This is a genomic window from Mesorhizobium sp. B2-3-2 (genome assembly GCF_006442295.1).
In the GTDB taxonomy this organism is placed as follows: domain Bacteria; phylum Pseudomonadota; class Alphaproteobacteria; order Rhizobiales; family Rhizobiaceae; genus Mesorhizobium.
The window spans coordinates 47,434-64,953 of record NZ_VFWA01000020.1 but is presented as its reverse complement, the minus strand read 5'-3'; the positions used below and the strand labels follow the sequence as shown (position 1 = coordinate 64,953).

17 protein-coding genes are annotated in these 17,520 nt (G+C 62.8%); 1 reads left to right on the top strand and 16 read right to left on the bottom strand.

Annotated features, from left to right (window positions below; all coding sequences use genetic code 11):
- Positions 1–9: 9 nt before the first annotated feature.
- The 13 genes from FJ964_RS28315 to FJ964_RS28255 all read right to left on the bottom strand — a co-directional run bounded on the left by FJ964_RS28315 (position 10) and on the right by FJ964_RS28255 (position 13,277).
- A complete protein-coding gene (locus tag FJ964_RS28315; RefSeq protein WP_140553799.1) occupies positions 10–321 on the bottom strand; it encodes a MocE family 2Fe-2S type ferredoxin in 312 nt (103 codons plus the stop codon).
- 29 nt (positions 322–350) lie between these two features.
- Positions 351–1,433, bottom strand: coding sequence for a fatty acid desaturase family protein (locus FJ964_RS28310; RefSeq protein ID WP_140553798.1), 1,083 nt, complete (start codon positions 1,431–1,433; stop codon positions 351–353).
- An 85-nt stretch (positions 1,434–1,518) separates the two neighbouring features.
- A complete protein-coding gene (locus FJ964_RS28305; protein ID WP_140553796.1) occupies positions 1,519–2,700 on the bottom strand; it encodes an aldose 1-epimerase family protein in 1,182 nt (393 codons plus the stop codon).
- Between the two features lie 4 nt (positions 2,701–2,704).
- Entirely contained in the window at positions 2,705–3,481 is a 777-nt protein-coding gene (locus FJ964_RS28300; protein ID WP_181172641.1) for an ATP-binding cassette domain-containing protein, read from the bottom strand.
- Between the two features lie 2 nt (positions 3,482–3,483).
- On the bottom strand, positions 3,484–4,488 hold the full coding sequence (locus tag FJ964_RS28295) for an ABC transporter permease (protein ID WP_140553793.1): 1,005 nt from the start codon (positions 4,486–4,488) through the stop codon (positions 3,484–3,486).
- A gap of 60 nt (positions 4,489–4,548) precedes the next feature.
- Entirely contained in the window at positions 4,549–5,493 is a 945-nt protein-coding gene (locus FJ964_RS28290; protein WP_140553792.1) for a substrate-binding domain-containing protein, read from the bottom strand.
- A gap of 24 nt (positions 5,494–5,517) precedes the next feature.
- A complete protein-coding gene (locus FJ964_RS28285; RefSeq protein WP_140553790.1) occupies positions 5,518–6,432 on the bottom strand; it encodes a sugar phosphate isomerase/epimerase in 915 nt (304 codons plus the stop codon).
- Positions 6,433–6,474: 42 nt separating this feature from the next.
- Positions 6,475–7,572, bottom strand: coding sequence for a Gfo/Idh/MocA family oxidoreductase (locus FJ964_RS28280; protein ID WP_140553789.1), 1,098 nt, complete (start codon positions 7,570–7,572; stop codon positions 6,475–6,477).
- Between the two features lie 35 nt (positions 7,573–7,607).
- Positions 7,608–8,678 (bottom strand): ABC transporter ATP-binding protein, encoded by a 1,071-nt coding sequence (locus FJ964_RS28275; protein WP_140553787.1) that lies wholly within the window; start codon positions 8,676–8,678, stop codon positions 7,608–7,610.
- A gap of 3 nt (positions 8,679–8,681) precedes the next feature.
- Entirely contained in the window at positions 8,682–9,767 is a 1,086-nt protein-coding gene (locus tag FJ964_RS28270; protein ID WP_140553785.1) for an ABC transporter ATP-binding protein, read from the bottom strand.
- Positions 9,764–10,723 (bottom strand): sugar ABC transporter permease, encoded by a 960-nt coding sequence (locus tag FJ964_RS28265; protein ID WP_140553784.1) that lies wholly within the window; start codon positions 10,721–10,723, stop codon positions 9,764–9,766. Before FJ964_RS28265 ends, FJ964_RS28270 begins: the two co-directional genes overlap by 4 nt.
- Positions 10,720–11,580: a carbohydrate ABC transporter permease gene (locus FJ964_RS28260; RefSeq protein WP_140553782.1), complete on the bottom strand. Its 861-nt coding sequence runs from the start codon at positions 11,578–11,580 to the stop codon at positions 10,720–10,722. Before FJ964_RS28260 ends, FJ964_RS28265 begins: the two co-directional genes overlap by 4 nt.
- A gap of 83 nt (positions 11,581–11,663) precedes the next feature.
- A complete protein-coding gene (locus FJ964_RS28255) occupies positions 11,664–13,277 on the bottom strand; it encodes an extracellular solute-binding protein (protein WP_140553780.1) in 1,614 nt (537 codons plus the stop codon).
- A gap of 355 nt (positions 13,278–13,632) precedes the next feature.
- On the opposite strand from FJ964_RS28255, the gene FJ964_RS28250 reads away from it, so the two are divergent.
- Positions 13,633–14,661, top strand: coding sequence for a LacI family DNA-binding transcriptional regulator (locus tag FJ964_RS28250; RefSeq protein WP_140553779.1), 1,029 nt, complete (start codon positions 13,633–13,635; stop codon positions 14,659–14,661).
- Between the two features lie 52 nt (positions 14,662–14,713).
- On the opposite strand, the gene FJ964_RS28245 is transcribed toward FJ964_RS28250, so the two are convergent.
- From FJ964_RS28245 to FJ964_RS28235, 3 genes are read right to left on the bottom strand one after another with little or no spacing between them, the layout of a single operon-like run.
- Entirely contained in the window at positions 14,714–15,733 is a 1,020-nt protein-coding gene (locus FJ964_RS28245) for an aliphatic sulfonate ABC transporter substrate-binding protein (RefSeq protein WP_140553777.1), read from the bottom strand.
- 36 nt (positions 15,734–15,769) lie between these two features.
- Positions 15,770–16,669 (bottom strand): ABC transporter permease, encoded by a 900-nt coding sequence (locus tag FJ964_RS28240; protein WP_140553776.1) that lies wholly within the window; start codon positions 16,667–16,669, stop codon positions 15,770–15,772.
- A gap of 12 nt (positions 16,670–16,681) precedes the next feature.
- Positions 16,682–17,518 (bottom strand): ABC transporter ATP-binding protein, encoded by an 837-nt coding sequence (locus tag FJ964_RS28235; RefSeq protein ID WP_140553774.1) that lies wholly within the window; start codon positions 17,516–17,518, stop codon positions 16,682–16,684.
- Positions 17,519–17,520 lie beyond the last annotated feature (2 nt).

The window sequence follows — 17,520 nt, the reverse complement described above, 5'->3', positions numbered from 1 at the left end:
CACCGCGCTTCAGATCTCGATCATCACCTTGCCAGCCTCGATCTTCACCGGATAGGTCGCGAGATTGACGCAGACCGGCGCGCCCTTGGCCTGGCCCGTCTTATAGTTGAAGCGGCCATTGTGCTTGGGACATTCGATGATGTCGTCCATCACCAGCCCGTCGGCGAGATGTGCCTTCTCATGCGTGCAGAACCCATCGGTGGCGAAGAATTCATTGTCCGGGGAGCGATAGATCGCGAAGGTTCGGCCACCATGGTCGAAGCGGATGACATCCTCTTCCTCGACATCGTCCACCGCGCACGCTTCAACCCAATCCGCCATATCGGTCTCCTGCAAAAAATTCGCGATCGCTATTCGGCGGCCGCCGACATATCGACCTCGTGGAACTCACCGCGATAGGGCCTGGCCGTCGGCGGCAGCTCGCGCTTGAGGTAATAGTCCTCGTATTTCAGCTGCCTGAGCAGGACCGGCCAGACCTCGCGGTAGGCATGCCACATCGACGGGTTGGGCTCGGGCAGGTCGTGCTTGATCAGCTCATGCAGCCTGGGCAGCGCGTGATAGGGCACCATCGGGAACATGTGGTGCTCCACATGATAGTTCATGTTCCAGTAGATGAACCGGCTGATCGGATTCATGTAGACGGTACGCGTGTTGAGCCGGTGGTCGACGACATTGTCGGCCAGCCCGATATGCTGCAGCAGGCCGGTCGTTACCATGTGCCAGGTGCCGTAGAGGCGCGGCAAACCAATCAGCACAACCGGTATCCATGACCTCAGCGCGACCGCGACAGCGATCGTCGCGATATACACGGCGACATGCCACCGCGCGGCCGTCACCGCCTTTGCCCACTCCATTTCCGGAACGTAGCTCTTCTCCTCGTCGGACAGCTTGCCGAACGCCTGACGCACCAGCGTCGGCAGCGAATAGCGGAAATCAAGAATGCCGGTGAAGGCAAGCGCCGCCTTCAACAGGTCCGGCGGACGCATGACGGCGATCTCGGCGTCGCGGCCTACGATGATGGTATCGGTGTGGTGGCGGGCATGGCTCCAGCGCCATTGCACGGGATTGCGCATCAGCATGAAGGAGGCGATGTGGTAGACGACATCGTTCATCCAGCGCGTGCGGAAGGCCGTGCCATGGCCGCATTCGTGCCAGCGCGAGTCACTCGACGAGCCGTAGAGCACGCCGTAGACGAACAGGAACGGCACCACCCACCATGAGCCCCAGAACCAGATGATGCCGGCGGCCGAGGCCAGGATCGCAACAATCCAGATGATGGTGTCGCGGATCGCCGGCCCGTCGGAACGCTGCATCAGCTCCTTCATCACCTTGCGGGGGACATCGGTGTGATACCATTCGGCGGAGGCCAGGCCGGTCTCGATCGCGGTCCTGGTGCTTTCACCGACCAGGCTGTAATCCCGCTTTTTTGCCATCGTTGTCACACGGGCCTCCAAACTTCTCGCACCGCTCGCAATCCGGTCCGCCGGCCGGAGGGCTTGCTTTGAATACATGTCGCGCTCATGCCGGACCCGCCAGCCTTGGGAAATTGCCGGAAGGCCGAGGATAATCCTGTTCGGGCTGGCGGGCGATCGCCGCAATCCTGGCTTCGGCGCCGGCGATCGCTTCCCTGCCGTCCAGGACCCGGAACACGGCGTCGTAGGCGCGGCCTTCGTCATGCTCCAGCCAGATCATTTCGCCGCGTTCGCGCGCGGCGAGATCGCCGAGCACATGATGCGTCGATGGCTCGATGCCCAGCGCATACTGTCCGGCCTGGAAATTCTGCCATTGATAGGCGCAAGGCAGCTGGTCTTTCCGCGTCACCATTTCGAAGCCGAGGCCGAGCCGGTCGTTGACCACCGCCACAGGTACCTCGCCCTTTCCATCGGCGTCCATCTCGTGCTGCCAGACCTGTTCGCTGAACCCCATCCGCGGTTCCGGCACGGTGCGATAGCCGACCTTCTGCGCCTCATAGCGCTCCCCGGCATGGCCGGCCCACACCACGTCGCGGATTGGCGCCAGGTAGCGCGAGCCCTCGTCAAGCAGGGGATGACTGACATTCACATGGTAGAAATACATATGCGGGGTGCGATTGAAACCATGGTTCACGACACGGTCGGACAGTCGGATCTCGTTGCCGCCGACATCCGCCTCGATCCGCCGGATCAGATGCAGATCCTCACCGAACACCGCCGATTGCTGCACGATGCCTTCGGCCCACAGCACGCAGCGGTCGCCGTCCCACGCCTCACCATAGCCGGTCAGACGCGCCGGGATGGTGCCGACACGGCCATGCAGCGAATGGATCACGGTCTTCTTGCCGGGATAGTTGTAGTTCTCGGCCGGCACCTCTTCCCGACCCAGTATATGGTCGAGGCCGCAGGTGACCAGCAAGCCGGAAAAGGAGCGTGCCCAGGCCAGCCCCCCTTCCCCCTCATAGTCGTGAAGACCGGGGTTGCGAAAACCGCTCGGCGAGTGCCAGCCGATGGCCTGACCCTTGAAGTCGCAATCGGCGATGTCGAGCGCCCGGTCGACGAGTGCGGTGAAGCGCAGGCCGGAGCCGGTGCGGAACTCCAGCATGCGGATACCGCGCTCCACCCCGTCGCCGAGCGTCATCAGCCGCACGCCGGCGAACTGCGACAGCATGCCTGAGCGTTCCGAGACCTGCCGGCGCGAGAGCGTCCTGCCGTAAAGCTCTACCATGCCGTCACTGCGCCCTCTTCATCAGAGCCGACAGGTCGGCGCCGGTGATGATGCTTTCCACGGTCAGCAGATCGGTATCGGCGACCGTCTGCTCGGCAACGATCTCGCCGCGGCGCATGACGACGATGCGGTCGGCAACCTCGAACACGTGATGGATGTTGTGGGTGATGAGCAGCACCGAATGGCCGGCCTGACGCATCTCCTTGACGAACCGCAGCACGCCGTGGGTTTCCTCGACGCCGAGATTGTTAGTCGGCTCGTCGAGGATGATCACCTTGGCGGCGAACTGCATGGCCCGCGAAATGGCGATCGACTGGCGCTCGCCGCCCGACAGCGTTGAGACCAGCGCGTCGGCGTCGAGTTTCTTCGAGATGCCGACGCGCTTCAGCAGGGAGGAGGCAGCATCGCGCAGCTTGGCGAGATCGAGCGGCGCAAACACGCCCAACCATTTGAGATTGACCGGTTCGCGGCCGAGGAAGAGATTGCGCGCGATGCTGAGATCCGGTGCCAGCGACGTATCCTGGTGGATGGTCTCGATGCCGAGATCCATCGCGTCGCGCGTCGAGCGGATCGAAACCTTCTGCCCACGCACATAGATGTCGCCGCGATCGACCGGGAAGACGCCGGAGATCGCCTTGATCAGCGTCGATTTGCCGGCGCCATTGTCGCCGAGCAGGGCCACTATCTCGCCTTCCCGCAGCGTCAGCGAGGCATTCTTCAGCGCGCGCACGCTGCCGAAGGATTTTTGCAGGTTCTGCAGCCGAAGCACTTCTTGCATCACAGTCAGCTCCTTGCCGCGTTTTTCTGCAGCAAAGCATGCAGGATGAGCATGGCGAGGATGATCACGCCGACGAAGATGTTGTAGGCGAGCCCGGGCACGCCGACGAGCACGATGCCGTTGCGGATAGCACGCAGCATCAGCGCGCCGACGATGGTGCCCAGGATGGTGCCACGTCCGCCGGTCAGCGCCGTGCCGCCGACCACCACCATGGCGATCACTTCGAGCTCATAGCCTGTGCCGGCCACCGGCGAAGCGGCCGAAATACGAAAGGCGCTGATCATGCCGGCAAGCCCGGCCAGCACCGAGGTGGCGATGAACAGCCAGATCTTGACGGCGTCCGCCGGCACGCCGCGCGCCACCGCCGCGTTGCGGTTGGAACCGATGGCGCTGATCCAGTTGCCGAGCTTGGCATAGCGCAGCACGTAGATTGCCAGCAGCGACAGGCCGACGAACCACCACAGCGAGGTGTAGAAGCGGAACGAGCCGATATTGAAGCTGCCGGCAAGCAGCGTCACGAAGAAGCCAGGCTGGTCCCAGGACTTCAGCGGGAAACCCTGGGTGATGTAGAGGGCCGCGCCGCGCACGATCAGCAGCATGGACAGGGTCACCAGGAACGACGAGATGCCGATCTTGGTGACGATCACCCCGTTGATCGCCCCGATCGCGATGCACAGAAAAAGTCCGGCCAGAAGCGCGACGCCGATATCCACCCCGCCGTTCTGCACCAGAAGCATCACCACCACCGGCGCCAGGCCGAATACGGCGCCGACCGACAGGTCGAATTCGCCGGCCGTCAGAAGCAACGTCATGCCGAGCGCGATGATGCCGAGCTCGGGCAGAAACGCCATCATGTTGGAGATGTTGAGCGGCGACAGGAAATTGCCGTCCGCGACCGCGAACACCACGAGAAGGACGACGAGGATGATGAACGAGGAAAATTGCGGCGAGCGCATCAGCCTCGACCTGCTCCTGGCGCTTGTTGCGCCCTCTTCCGCGGTGACTGTCATAACGTTCTGAACCATACTGCTTGCAAGGCGCCCGCCGCCGGCGCGGCAGGCGTCCATTTTTCACTTCTTGTCGTAGAGTTTGAGGATCGGCTCGACGCTCGAGGCGTCGTAGAGACCAAAAGTATGGATGTCGTAGCCGATCGGCTCGCCCGAGGCGGCAAGCCCGAGCAGCGCCACCGGCATGAAGCCCTGCGCCGATGGGTACTGCCAGGCGGCCGCGTTGACGAAACCGTCCTTGACGGCTTGCGCCGTCTCCTTCGAATTGCCCCAGCCGACGACCGGGATTTTGCCGGCCGGCACGCCGGCGCCGTCGAAGACCCGCTTGACGCTGGCCGCCACGGAATCGCCGAGCGCGATGATCGCCGGCGGATTGTTGGCGACCATATAGTCGGTCATCTTGGCGATGATGCCGGCCGGATCGGTGCCGCAATCGACGACGTCATATTTGATGCCGAGCGGATCGAAAACGCCGGCGATGCCTTCGGTCTCGAGCTGCTGATAGCTGGCGCCGGGAACCTCGACCGGCAGGAAGACCTTGTCGCCCTGCTTCACCATTTTGTGGTCGACAAGATACTTTGCCCAGGTCGCGCCGGCCTCCTTCAGGTCGGCTCCGACATAGGCCTGCCGCCCCGTCGCCGGGTCGTCGGTGTTGAAGAACACGATCGGGATGCCGGCGGCCTTCGCCGCCTTGACCTCTTCGGTCCATAGGCCCGGCTGCGCCGAGGTGGTGGCGATGCCGTCGGGCTTGGCCGCCAATGCCGAGTTGAATGCCTCTTTCTGCGCCGCCATGTCGCCGCCGCTGAAGGAGATCTTGCAGGTCACCTTGAGCTGGTCGCAAGCCTTGGTGGCGCCCGCGTTCCAGTCGATCCAGAACGCGTCCGACGGGCCGCCATGCGACAGCAGGTAGAACGTCTGCTGGCCGTCCTGTGCCTGCGCGGCCGAACCAAGCGCCACGCCAGCGAGCACCGCCGCGGCGGCCGTCAATTTCCAAGCGAATTTCAACATTCTTTCCTCCCTTGTTTGGAGCCATCAAAGCCCGTTGGCGCGGAACTTCCCGTCGAGGAATTTCTTGGCGCGCGGCACGTCGTCTTCCGACAGGTGCTCGATGATGACGGGAATGTTCGGGTGCTTCTCGGCAAGCCGCTGAAGATAAAGGTCGTAGTTGAGCGAGCCGAGGCCGGGCGCCGGCAGTTCGATCTCGCCGACGCCGCGGAAGGTGTGGCTTTCCATGGCATCCTCATCGCCGATGTCGGCGTGCTTTTCCGACTTGTCGCTGCCCGAGCGCTTGACGTCCTTGGCGTGCGCTATCTTGATTTTGTCCGTCAACGTGTCGAACACCTGGTTCAGGATCTGGTCCATCCGGTCGATGTTGTGCGTCTCGAAATAGTTGGTCGGATCCATCAAGAGGCCAAGGCCTGGATGGTCGACCTGCGCGAACATCTTGACCGTCTCCTCGACCGAGCCGACGACGTTGTTGACATAGGTTTCGAGCAGGAAGACCGCGCCATGGTCGTAGGCCGTCTGGGCAAGGTCGGCGATGACCTTGCGGCATTCCTCGAACCCCTCCTCGGTCTTGTTCTTGGGGTGGTGCACCCAGTCGGATTCGGTGTTGTAAGTGCCGGTTTCCGAGATCACGTAAGGCGAGCCGAAATGGCGAGCGTTGCGGATGATCTCCTTGAGGTAGCCAACGCGCTTCTCGCGTTCCGCTTTGTCAGGATGGATGATGTTGGTGTATCCCGACACGCAGCAGACCGGCAGGTTGTGGTCGCGGAAGACATCGCGCACCGTCTTGGCCTTTTCCTTGGTGATCTGCCCGGCCGAGAGATCGACATCTTTGAAATGCAGGTCGAGCTGCACCGTGTTGAAACCGAGCCCGCGGATCTTTTTCGCCGTCTCTTCGAGGCCGTACGGGAAATAGCCCGTGAAAATACCTGCCTGCATCATGGTGTGAATTCCTCCCTGTAAGCGATTCAGTTGCCAGTGATTTCAATTGATCGGGTTTGTCGAGATTTCGGAAAGCTTGACCGTGCGGCCCGAAGCGATCGAGCGGTAGCCCGCTTCCACCAGTGCCATGGTCTTGACGTTGTCGGCGACCGAGAGCGCTGGCGGTGTGCCTGTTTTCACCGCATGCTGGAGTTGCTCCATCACGCCGATGAAGGCATGCGGGAACCACATCGTGTCCCAGCTTGGGCTGACCCACTCGCCGCTTGTCGTCTCAGCCGAAGCGTAGGTGAGCGTCGAGGCCGCACCGGTCGGCCAGCCGATCGTACCCTTGGCCACGCCCTTGGTGCCGTCGACGCGCCAGTTGATGTGCTGGTCGTCGCGATAACCCTGCTGGCGCGGACCGGACCAGACATCCTCCAGCGACACGGCCAGCACGCCGGACGGGAAGCGCAGGGTTGAAACCGTGATGCCGTCGGAATGGTCGAATGTCGTGCGCGGATCCTTGCGCGTCAGTGTGGTGATCTCATCGGGATCGCCGAACAGGAAACGCAGCACGTCGAGATGATGCACGCTCATATTGGCGAGCGTCAGCCGGTCATAATCCTCGAGGAAGCCCTGCCAGTGCGGAATGGCATGCATGTCGATCTGCGCGAAGACGATGTCGCCGAGCGCCCCGCTGTCGATGATCTGCTTCAGCACGCGCATCGACTGGTCGTAGCGCATGTTCTGGTTGACCGAGAGGATCTTGCCCGCCTTCGCCGCCTCGTCGCGCAGCTTCACCGCTTCCTCGACCGACAGCGCCAGCGGCTTCTGCGCCAGGATCGCCTTGATGTGCTTCTGCTTCAGTGCGTGGCGGATCAGCGCCGGCTGCTGGTCCGGCGGGAAAGCCAGGTCGATGATCTCGACTTGCGGATCCTCAATCAGTCGTTCCGGCGTGTCGTGGACGGCCGGAATGCCCCAGCGCGTGGCGACCTTCTGCGCATTCGCCCTTGTACGCGAAGCGATCGCCACGACAGGAAAGCCTGCTTCCTTATAGGCCGCGAGATGGCATTCGGCCATGATCATGCCGGCGCCGACGCAGCCGATCTTGAATTCCCTGGTGCGAACCCTCACGTCCGGCTCGAAGCCTTTGCCTGCCATGTCTTCCTCCCGAAACTCTTTCCTTGCGGCCGCTGTCACAACGCGCCTCCGCCTTGAGCGAAATAATGCACTCTGGCCGACACGCAGGATATCGCCACCATCGCATCGGGCCTGATCTCGGGCTGGCCGCGCAACAGGGCCCTCAGCCGCGCCTGCCCGGCGGCAAGCGTCACGACTGTGTAGCCACCAAGCGGCTCGACCTCGAATACCTGTGCCGGACGGCTTGGCGCACCTTCCATCTTTTCGCCATCGGTCCAGGGGCGGACCTTGATGTCCTCGGGCCTGAGCCCGATTTCGACCGCTTCGGCCGGCGCCTTGTCGTCGGCGATGCGGATTGCACCATCCGCCGCCTCGACGCCGCCTTTGCTCCGCACCGAAGGCAGGATGTTCATCATTGGCGAGCCGAGCATTCTTGCCACATAGGCGCTTGCCGGCCGGTCATAGATCTCTGCCGGCGCCCCGATCTGCCGGATGCGGCCGTTCTCCAGTATGGCGATGCGGTCGGCGACCGACATTGCTTCCTCCTGGTCGTGCGTGACGTAGATCAGCGTTTTGCCAAGCTCGCGCTGGATGCGCTTCAGCTCGACCCGTGTTTCCTCGCGCAGCCGCGCGTCCAGCGCCGAGATCGGATCGTCCATCAGATAGGCGGCGGGATCGCGCATCAGCGCCCGCGCGATCGCCACGCGCTGGCGTTCACCGCCCGAAAGCTGCGCTGGCGGCTTATGCAAGACATGGCCGATATGCAGCTTGGCGGCGACATCGGCGACACGTCTCCTGATGTCGAGCTCGGCGATTTTGCGTTCCACCAGCGGGAAGCGGACATTGTCGAGCGCACTCATATGCGGAAACAGCGCCAGGTTCTGGAACACCATGGCGACGTTGCGCTCGGCCGGCGAGACGGCGTTGACCGGCTTGCCGCCGATCAGGATTTCTCCGGCGTCCGGCATCTCCAGCCCGAGCACTAGGCGCAGGATTGTCGACTTGCCCGATAGTGGCGGACCAAAGAAGCAGAAGAACTCGTTGTCGTTGACCGTGAACGAGGCATCGTCGACGGCGAGCGTTGCGCCGTAGCGTTTCGTGACGTTGCGGAAGACGATGTCGGCCATGGTTCAAACCGCCTTTATCGCAAGGCTGCTGACAGCATCGAAGACGCGCACCGACGCCGCCTCTGGCGCGACTATCGCCGTTTCCCCGATCGACAACCCGACATCATTCTCGAAGACCGCCTTCACCGCACCCTCACCGTGGCCGAGATGAGCGATGGTGCGCGCTCCGATGCGCTCGACAAAGGTCACCGGCATCGACAGCCCGCGGTCGGAGAGCATCACCTGCTCCGGCCGGAAGCCGTAGAGAACGTCGCCGCCAGCACCGCGTAAGACGGCCGCGAGTTCGTCCGGCAGCGGTGGCGTGATGCCCAACGGCCCGAGGTCGACGACCAGCCCACGGTCGCTCTCCGCCGGCCTGCCCTTGAGCAGGTTCATCCCCGGCGCGCCGATGAAACGGGCGACGAAGACATTGGCCGGATTGTTGTAGACTTCGAGCGGAGTTCCGACCTGTTGCAACACGCCATGGTCCATCACCGCGATGCGGTCGGCCATGGTCATGGCTTCGAGCTGGTCGTGAGTAACGTAGACCATGGTCTGCCGGAACTGGCGCTGCAGCTGCTTGAGCTCGGTGCGCATGATCGCCCGGAAAGCCGCATCGACATTGGACAGCGGCTCGTCGAGCAGGAAGATCGCAGGCTCCATGATCGCCGAACGGCCGATCGCCACGCGCTGCAATATGTTGACCGACAGCCGATCGGCCTTGCGGTCGAGAAGTGAGGTCAGCTGCAGCATTTCTGCAATGGCGCCGACACGGCGGTCGATCTCGGCTTTCGCCGCGCCCCGCATCCTTGGTCCGTAAGCGAGGTTCTGGCGCACCGTCATATGGGTGAAGATGGCGTAGTTCTGGAACACGAAACCAACGCCGCGCCGGCCCATCGGCACACCGGCCATATCGCGTTCGCCGAACAGTATCTTCCCGCTTGTCGGCTCTTCCATGCCGGCGATCATGTTCATGGTCGTCGACTTGCCGCAGCCGGACGGCCCGAGCAGCGCCATGAACTCGCCATCGGCGATCTCGAGATCCATGGTCTTCAGCGCGGTGAAATCGCCGAAGGTCTTGACCAGGTTCTGCAGCCGGATCGCGCTCATGCCGACACCTGCCTCGCCTTCGCCATGCGCTTCATGGCGAACACCGCCACGACGGACAGCACCACCAGGATGGCGAGCGCGATGGCCGCGACATAGCCCCAGATCAGATCCTGGGTGGTGACCTTGTAGATGTAGACGGAGATCGTTTCCGTGGCGACGCCGGGGCCGCCGCCGGTCATGATGTAGAGCGTGTCGAAAATTTTGAAGTTTTCGATCACCCGGATCGCCAGCGCGATGATGATGATGGTCTTCATCTTCGGCAGCACGATAGTGGCAAAGCGCTGCCAGGGATTGGCGCCGAGCAGCGTCGCCGCCTTGATCTGGTCCTGTGGCACGCCGACCAGTCCGGCGAGCAGGATCAAGAACATCAGCGGCGTCCACTGCCAGATGTCGGCGATCATCACCGCCACCAGCGCCAAGGTCGGGTCCGACAGCCAGGCGATGGTGACGGGAGAACCGGTCAACGACGACAATATGTCGTTCACCGGCCCGCCGGACTGGAACAGCATGAAGAACATGTAGCCGGCGACCGCCGGCACCACCATCATCGGCATCAGCAGGATCGAATAGAAGATGCGCTTTCCCGGAAAATCGTCGGCGAACAGCGTCGCCAGCGCCAGGCCGAGCAGGAATTCGGCGGGCACGCACACGATCATGACGATGGCGGTGCGCTTCAGCGCGCTCCAGAAGCGCGCATCGGCGACGAGATCGGTATAGTTGGCGAAGCTGTTCCACATCTCCCAGGCGTTCCACCAGCCGAGGCCCGAAAGCGGCGACCAGTCGGTGACGCTGATGTAGAGCTGCATCAAGAGCGGAAAGGCCGAGATGAACAGCACCAGGATCTGCGCCGGCAAGGTCAGCCGGAAGCCCAGCTTTGCCCCTTCATCGCGCAAGGCCGGCTTCGCACGCGCGGCGCCCATTTCGCCCTCCGGAATCGTCGCGGTCGCAGCGCTCATTGCTTGAGCGCCCCAAAAGTCAGCCCGCGCACCAGATGGCGCTGGATGGCAATGCCCATGATGACGGGCGGCACCGCTGCGATCAGGCCGAGCGCCGCCTTGGCGCCGTAGAGCTGCCCGGTCATCGAGGACGATAGCGAGGCCATGTAGACGGGGATCGTCACCCATTCGCGTGTCGTCAGAAGCAGCGCGATGAGATAGTCGGACCAGTTGAGGATGAAGACGAACAAGGCGGCGCTGGCCAGAGGTGCGCGCATCATCGGCAGTGTGATGCGCGTGAAGACGCGCAACCGCGAACAGCCCTCGACCAGAGCGGCTTCCTCGATCTCGCGCGGCATGTCATCGAAAAACGTCTTCATCAACCAGAAGGCGAACGGCAAGGTGACGATGCCGTAGATCAATGCCAGCCCCCACCAGCTGTCGGTGAAATTGAGGAACGCCCACATGATCATGACAGGGATCATTACCGCCATCGGTGGAAACAGCCTGAGCTGGATCAGCGCCAGCGGCAGGTTCTGTCCCGAGCCGAAGCGCGACAGGCCGTAGGCGGCCGCGGTGCCGGCGGACATGGCGATCGCGGTTCCGAACACGGCCGAAAGCAGCGACGAGACGATCGGCTTCAGCGCGGTGCGGTCGAGCGCCACGATCAGATTGTTGGTCGATTCGCCGAACACGAACTGGAAATTGCTGAGCGTCGGGTTCTTCGGCCACCATGTCAGGTCAGCCCCCGTCGCCGACCATTCGGCGATCGGCTTGAAGGCCATCGACACCATCCACAGGATCGGCACCAGCGTCACCGCGATCGCCGCGAGGATCGCGGCGTAGCGGAATATCTCGAAGAGGACGGAACGCTTCATCTGGCTGCTTTTGCTGGTGGCGTCGGTTGCGGAGGGGAAGAGCGGATGCTCCTCCCCTCCGGCTCTGATCCAAGGGAGACGGATCAGCTGATCGGATCGAGAACGGTCGGCCATGCCTCCTTGTTGGTCTTGATGGCTTCCAGAAGCTTGTCCTCACCGATGCGCCGGGCGATCTTCTTCCACTCGGTCTCGGTGTCGGCCATCGCCTGCTCAGGCGTTTTGGCCTTGGTCAGCGACGCCACCAGGTTTTCGTCCAGCGCGTTGTGGAAGGCGGTGGCGCCGGGATAGTTGATGGTCGGCACGGTGCGCGCGACCGTCTCGCGCACCACGTCCATGTGGTAGGCGTGGTAGGTCTGGCGCACCAGCGGATCGGAAAAGTCCGACAGCCGGAACGGATCGAAATAGCCACCCGGATTGGCCGTCATCCAGGCATAGATGCGGCTCGAACCCAGCCATTGCAGGAACAGGTAGCAGGCCTCCGGGTTCTTGGCCTGCGAGGAGACCGACGCCGACAGGTTGAGCCACAGCACCGAACGGCTGATCAGCTTGCCGTCGATCTCGCGGCCGGGCGGCAGCATCGAGCCGATCTTGCCGGTCACGGCCGAATCCTTGTTGCCGGCATTGTCGAGGAATTTCGGCAGGTTGGAGAAGGCGCAGGTCATGGCCGCTCCGCCCTTGGCGAAATTCCCATACTGTTCCGGCCAGCCCCACGAGATCGCGTCCGGCGAATGATGCGCCAGCGACTCGACATATTCCCTGGTGGCGGCAATGCCTTGCTCGGAGTTGATCAGCGGCTTGCCGTCATCGCCGAACAGATACTGGTTGGGCGAGGCCATCGAGACATAACGCTGATACCAGTTGGTGTAGCCCCAGCCCTGATTGCGGATGTCGGTGGAGCCGAACAGACCCTTGTCTGGGCGCTGGAAGAACATGGCGATCTCGTCATGCTGCTTCCATGTCCTGGGCGGCGCCAGATCGTAGCCGAACTTGTCCTTGAATGCCTTCTTCTCGGCCGCGTCGCCGAACAGGTCGGTGCGGTAGACCCAGGTCTGGAAGTCGCCATCCAGCGACACGCCGTAGGTCGAGCCGCGATACTGGTTGAGCAGCGACACACCCTTGGCGCCGTTGACATAGCCGCGTTCCGGGTCGTCCCATTCAGGCTTGTGCTGGGCGACGAAGTCGTCGAGCTTCAGGATGCCGCCGGTCTCGGCGAGGTCGCCGAGGCGGTTCCATTCGACGGCGTAGATGTCGTAGGCTCCACCCTTGGTGGAAATGTCCTGCATCGTCTTGGTGAATTCCTGGCCATTCGGCACGCCGACGATCTCGAGCGTGATGCCGGTTTCCTTTTCCCACAGTTCCTTGATCGATGGTGCTCCGGCCGGGAAAGGCTGGGTCAGTTGGCCGATCGAACCATCGGACAGGCCGAGCACGATCTTCGATGGCGCCTTGCCGGCGCCCTTCATTGCCTTGACCGCCTCGATGGCGCGGCCCTCCGGCGTGTCCGGCCCGTACTGATAGCGCTCCGCCCCTTCGAAGCCGGTCGGGCCGCCGATCATGCCCGGCGCCAGCGCGTCGGCCGCGAAAGCGCGGCCGGGACGAATGAATTGCGGTGCGATGCCTGCGGCAGCCACCAACACCGCCGCCTTTCCTCCGGACGCCAGCAATCGGCGCCGCGACATGCGGATCAGATCAGACATTGGAATTCCTCCCTCAGGGCCAATGTTTCCTCCACAGCCCATGAGGGATATTGACGGCAGTACGGGAAGGCTGTCAACATCATAAATAATCAAAACACCTCACAACATCGCAACAAGACAGGAAAATGCGTCATACAGAGATCCATTTTGCGCCCCTGCTGCCTCGATTTGATGGGAAATCTATCTTCTCACGCCGACGCGATCCTGCCGGGCGATCTGATTTAGCCCGGCGGCTTGCGCAAGGGCCAAGGCCGGATACATCATTTCCCATCAGAATCGCGGATGGCGAAGAGCAGTCGCCGCCCGGCCGGCGTCGGCATTGCGTGATCCTGATGCATTGAGGAGATGAAAGACGGTGCGTTCCACCCTGACTGACATAGCCCGGGAAGCCGGCGTTTCCGCCGCCACCGTAGACCGTGTTCTCAACAACCGTCCGGGCGTGAGGGCGCGCACGCGCGAAATCGTGCTCGAAATGGCACAGCGTCTTGGCTACATCGCCGAAGGCCCGAACGGGACGTCGCCGCGCGCCCTGCCCGGCGACGTCATCCGGCTCGACTTCGCGCTGCCGGCCGGCACCAATTCCTTCATCAAGATGCTGCACCGCCACATCGAGGCGCAGGCCTTGGCGCGGCCCGATCTCGACGTCCACATCGCCACCATAGAGGGCTTCAATCCCGACCGGCTCGCACGCCTTTTGCAGGATCTGCGCGGCCAGACGCAGGGCGTCGGCGTCATCGCGCTCGACCATCCGACGGTGCGCGAGGCGATCCGCTCGCTATCGGCCAACGACGTCAAGGTGGTGACCATCGCCTCCGATATCCTGCATGTGCCAAGGGTCGCATATATCGGCATCGACAACCGGGCCGCCGGGCGGCTGGCCGGCTACCTGCTGAACCGTTTCATGGGGTCGGAACGTCCCGGGAAGGTGGCGCTGTTCGCCGGTTCGCTCTCCTATCGCGGCCATGAGGAACGCGAGATGGGATTTCGCCACATATTGGCCGAGGAATCGCCCAATCTGGAGATCGTCGAGATGCGTGAGATGCTTGACGACCGCGAGAAGGCCTATTCGGAGGCATCAGCCCTCCTGGAGCGACACCCCGATCTGGCCGCGATCTACAATGTCGGCGCGGGCAATACCGGCATTGCCCGCGCGCTCAAGGAGCGCGGCCGCGCGCAGTCGATGGTTTTCCTCGGCCATGAGGTAACCGAAGGCACCAAGGAGCTTCTGCTCGACGGCACGCTTGACGCGGTCATCGACCAGAACCCGCGCGTCGAAGCTCGCGAAGCGCTCAACACCTTGACCCATGCGGTCCGGGCACTGCCCTACGAACCGCACCAGCCGAGGCTGCAGGTGATTTTCAAGGAGAACATCCCGGAGATCTGACTGACCTTCGACGATTGGGGGGAGTGCCGCGAGGCCCGCCCAAGCCGAAAGCCTACTGTACGACGGCGACTTCAGCTGCGGCGGCATCGACAAAGCTCTTGTCGATCCATTTGCCATAGTCGATCGAGCCCTTCAAAAGCCCGGCACCGGCCATGAATTTCTCTTCGCCCTTGAGCGCCTCGATCGCATCGTCGGTCAGCCTCGGATCCTGGTGGAAAACGCCGTCGGCATAGGTCTTGCGCACCGATTTCTCCGACGACTTGGTCGCCTCGACGAATGTCTTGATCGTCTCGTCGGGATGGGCATCGGCCCAGCGCGAAATCTCGATGTCGACCTTCAGCAGCCGCTTGACCAGGTCGGGATATTTCGCCGCGAAGGCGCCGTTGACCGAAATGACGTTCGGCACGTTCCATTCCGGGTAGGTGCTGGTATCGAAGAGTACCCGCGCCTCGCCGGTATCGACCAGCTTAGCCGCGGTCGAATCCGTCTCGACGAGGGCGTCGATGTCGCCGCGCAGCAGTGCCGGGCCGGAGGCCTCGAAAGGCAGGTTCAACCCCTCGACGTCACCAGTCGTCAGGCCGACGCTGTTCAGCGCCTTGCTGAAATTGGAATGCCGCACCGTGCCCGTGAGATAGGCGACCTTCTTGCCTTTGAGGTCCTGCAGCGTCTTCAGGGGAGAGTCGGATTTAACCACGACATACGAGCCTCCCGACCGCACATAGCTCGACAGGCCGATCAGCTTGACATCGGCGCCGGAGGCGGCGACGCGCAACGCGGGATTGTTTCCAGTATAGGTGAATTCGATTGCGCCGGTAGCCAACGCCGTCGTCGCCTCGGAGCCGCCATTGAAGGTGACAAGTTCGACCTTGATGCCATCCTTGGCGAACTCCTTTTCCCACCAGCCGTCCTTCTGGGCGAGGACGAATTTCAGGTGCCCCGGCGCGGTGCTGCCGATGCGGATGACTTCGGGCTTGTCCTGTGCGAAGGCGGGCATGCCGCCAAGGCCGATGACGACGGCAATGGCGCCCTTCAGGAACAGCCGGCGAAATCCGTCGAATGCAATGTTGGACATGAGGAAAATCCTTGCTGATTGGAATGAGTGAACGACTCAGATGAGCGAGGACTCGGACTGGCCTTTCCAGGCGGTCGCCCAGCGTTCGAACCAGACGAGCAAATAGTTGACGGTGAGCCCGATGACGGTCAGCGTCAGGATGCCGGCATACATGTCCGCCGTTTCCATCATCAACTGCGAGTTCTGAATAAGGAAGCCGAGGCCGGATTTGGCCGCCAGCATCTCGGCGCCGATCACCGCGAACAGCGACGACTTCACCGCCAGCCTTGCGCCGGCGACAACAGAGGGGATGCTGGCCGGCAGGATAACCTTCCGGAACAGGTCGAAGTCGGACGTACCCATCGAGCGCGCCGCCTTGATCAGCAGCGGATCGACCGACTTGACGCCGCTGATCGTGTTGACCAGCAGAAAGAAGACCGAGGAGTAGAAGGTGATCGCCACCTTCGATTCCTCGCCAATGCCGAGCAAAAGGATGAACACCGGAAGCAGCGCGAATTGCGAGGTGTTGCGCAGCGTCTGCACAAGCAGGTCAGAGACCTTCTCGAACAGCGAGTAGCGCCCCATCAGCAGGCCCAGTGGAATGGCCACCACCACGCCGAGAGCAAAGCCGATCGCCGCGCGCTGCAGGCTGATGCCGATATGTTCGACCAGAACGCCCGAGGCGAGCAGGTTCCACCAAGCGACCAGCACCTCGCTCAGCGGCGGAAAGAAGATACGGTTCAGCCAGCCGAGCCGTGGCGCGATTTCCCACACGAGGAAGAACAGGCCGAGCAGCGGCAAGCCGTAAAGGAAAGTCCCGTGGCTCGTCCCCTTGCGCCGGGCCTTGGCACTGTGGGCCTTGATGGCCGGCACTCTCGCGGCGGCCGCCGTTTCGCCGGCGCCGGCAAACAGGTGAAGAGCGCCGGCAGGGCCGAACTTTTCGGTGAGATAGGCCATGGCTCTAGCTCCTCAATGACTGAAGGCTGGCGACAACGTCCAGTCCTTCTGCGCCTTGTTGACCTCGTCGCGCAGCGCGTCCCAGACGCGGGCGCGATATCCGTTGAATCCGGCGCTGGCACGGATGTCTCCGTCGCGCGGCCGTGGCAGGTCGATGTCGATGATCTCCTTCACTGCGCCCGGACGCGCCGTCATCACCACCACGCGGTCGGCGAGGAAGATCGCCTCGTCGATCGAATGGGTAACGAAGATAACCGTCGTCTTGATCTTGCCCCAGATCCGCAAGAGCTCGCCTTGCAGGAGCTCGCGCGTCTGCTGGTCGAGTGCCGCGAAGGGTTCGTCCATCAAAAGCACTTCCGGGTTGCTCGCCAGGGCGCGGGCGATCGCCACGCGCTGCTGCATGCCGCCGGAGAGCTGGTTGGGGAAACGGTCCTCGAAACCGGCAAGACCGAACAACGACAACAAGTGGCGCGCCGTCGCCGTGCGCTCGGCCTTGGCGACACCACGCACTTCCAGTGCGTATTCGATGTTGGCCAGCGCCGTGCGCCAGGGAAACAGCGCATATTGTTGGAAGACATAGCCGGTCTTAGGATCCGGCCTGGTGATGCGCCGGCCGTCGAGCTGGACGTCGCCGCCGCTTGCCTGCGTCAGCCCGCCGATGATGTCGAGCAGCACAGATTTGCCCGAGCCGCTCGGGCCGACCAAAGTGATGAACTCGCCTTTGCGGACCGAAAGATCGACACCGTCGAGCACAGTGACGCGGTCGGTCTCCTCGCCGTCGACGGTGACGAACTGCCCCGGCTTGAGCAGGAAGGTCTTCTTGATGTCGCTGACGACGATGCGGTCCATGT

Bases quoted from the DNA above. Each gene is read 5' to 3' on its own strand.
- FJ964_RS28315 (WP_140553799.1), bottom strand. From the start codon at position 321: ATGGCGGATTGGGTTGAAGCGTGCGCGGTGGACGATGTCGAGGAAGAG.
- FJ964_RS28310 (WP_140553798.1), bottom strand. From the start codon at position 1,433: ATGGCAAAAAAGCGGGATTACAGCCTGGTCGGTGAAAGCACCAGGACC.
- FJ964_RS28305 (WP_140553796.1), bottom strand. From the start codon at position 2,700: ATGGTAGAGCTTTACGGCAGGACGCTCTCGCGCCGGCAGGTCTCGGAA.
- FJ964_RS28295 (WP_140553793.1), bottom strand. From the start codon at position 4,488: ATGACAGTCACCGCGGAAGAGGGCGCAACAAGCGCCAGGAGCAGGTCG.
- FJ964_RS28290 (WP_140553792.1), bottom strand. From the start codon at position 5,493: ATGTTGAAATTCGCTTGGAAATTGACGGCCGCCGCGGCGGTGCTCGCT.
- FJ964_RS28285 (WP_140553790.1), bottom strand. From the start codon at position 6,432: ATGATGCAGGCAGGTATTTTCACGGGCTATTTCCCGTACGGCCTCGAA.
- FJ964_RS28280 (WP_140553789.1), bottom strand. From the start codon at position 7,572: ATGGCAGGCAAAGGCTTCGAGCCGGACGTGAGGGTTCGCACCAGGGAA.
- FJ964_RS28275 (WP_140553787.1), bottom strand. From the start codon at position 8,678: ATGGCCGACATCGTCTTCCGCAACGTCACGAAACGCTACGGCGCAACG.
- FJ964_RS28270 (WP_140553785.1), bottom strand. From the start codon at position 9,767: ATGAGCGCGATCCGGCTGCAGAACCTGGTCAAGACCTTCGGCGATTTC.
- FJ964_RS28265 (WP_140553784.1), bottom strand. From the start codon at position 10,723: ATGAGCGCTGCGACCGCGACGATTCCGGAGGGCGAAATGGGCGCCGCG.
- FJ964_RS28260 (WP_140553782.1), bottom strand. From the start codon at position 11,580: ATGAAGCGTTCCGTCCTCTTCGAGATATTCCGCTACGCCGCGATCCTC.
- FJ964_RS28255 (WP_140553780.1), bottom strand. From the start codon at position 13,277: ATGTCTGATCTGATCCGCATGTCGCGGCGCCGATTGCTGGCGTCCGGA.
- FJ964_RS28245 (WP_140553777.1), bottom strand. From the start codon at position 15,733: ATGTCCAACATTGCATTCGACGGATTTCGCCGGCTGTTCCTGAAGGGC.
- FJ964_RS28240 (WP_140553776.1), bottom strand. From the start codon at position 16,669: ATGGCCTATCTCACCGAAAAGTTCGGCCCTGCCGGCGCTCTTCACCTG.
- FJ964_RS28235 (WP_140553774.1), bottom strand. From the start codon at position 17,518: ATGGACCGCATCGTCGTCAGCGACATCAAGAAGACCTTCCTGCTCAAG.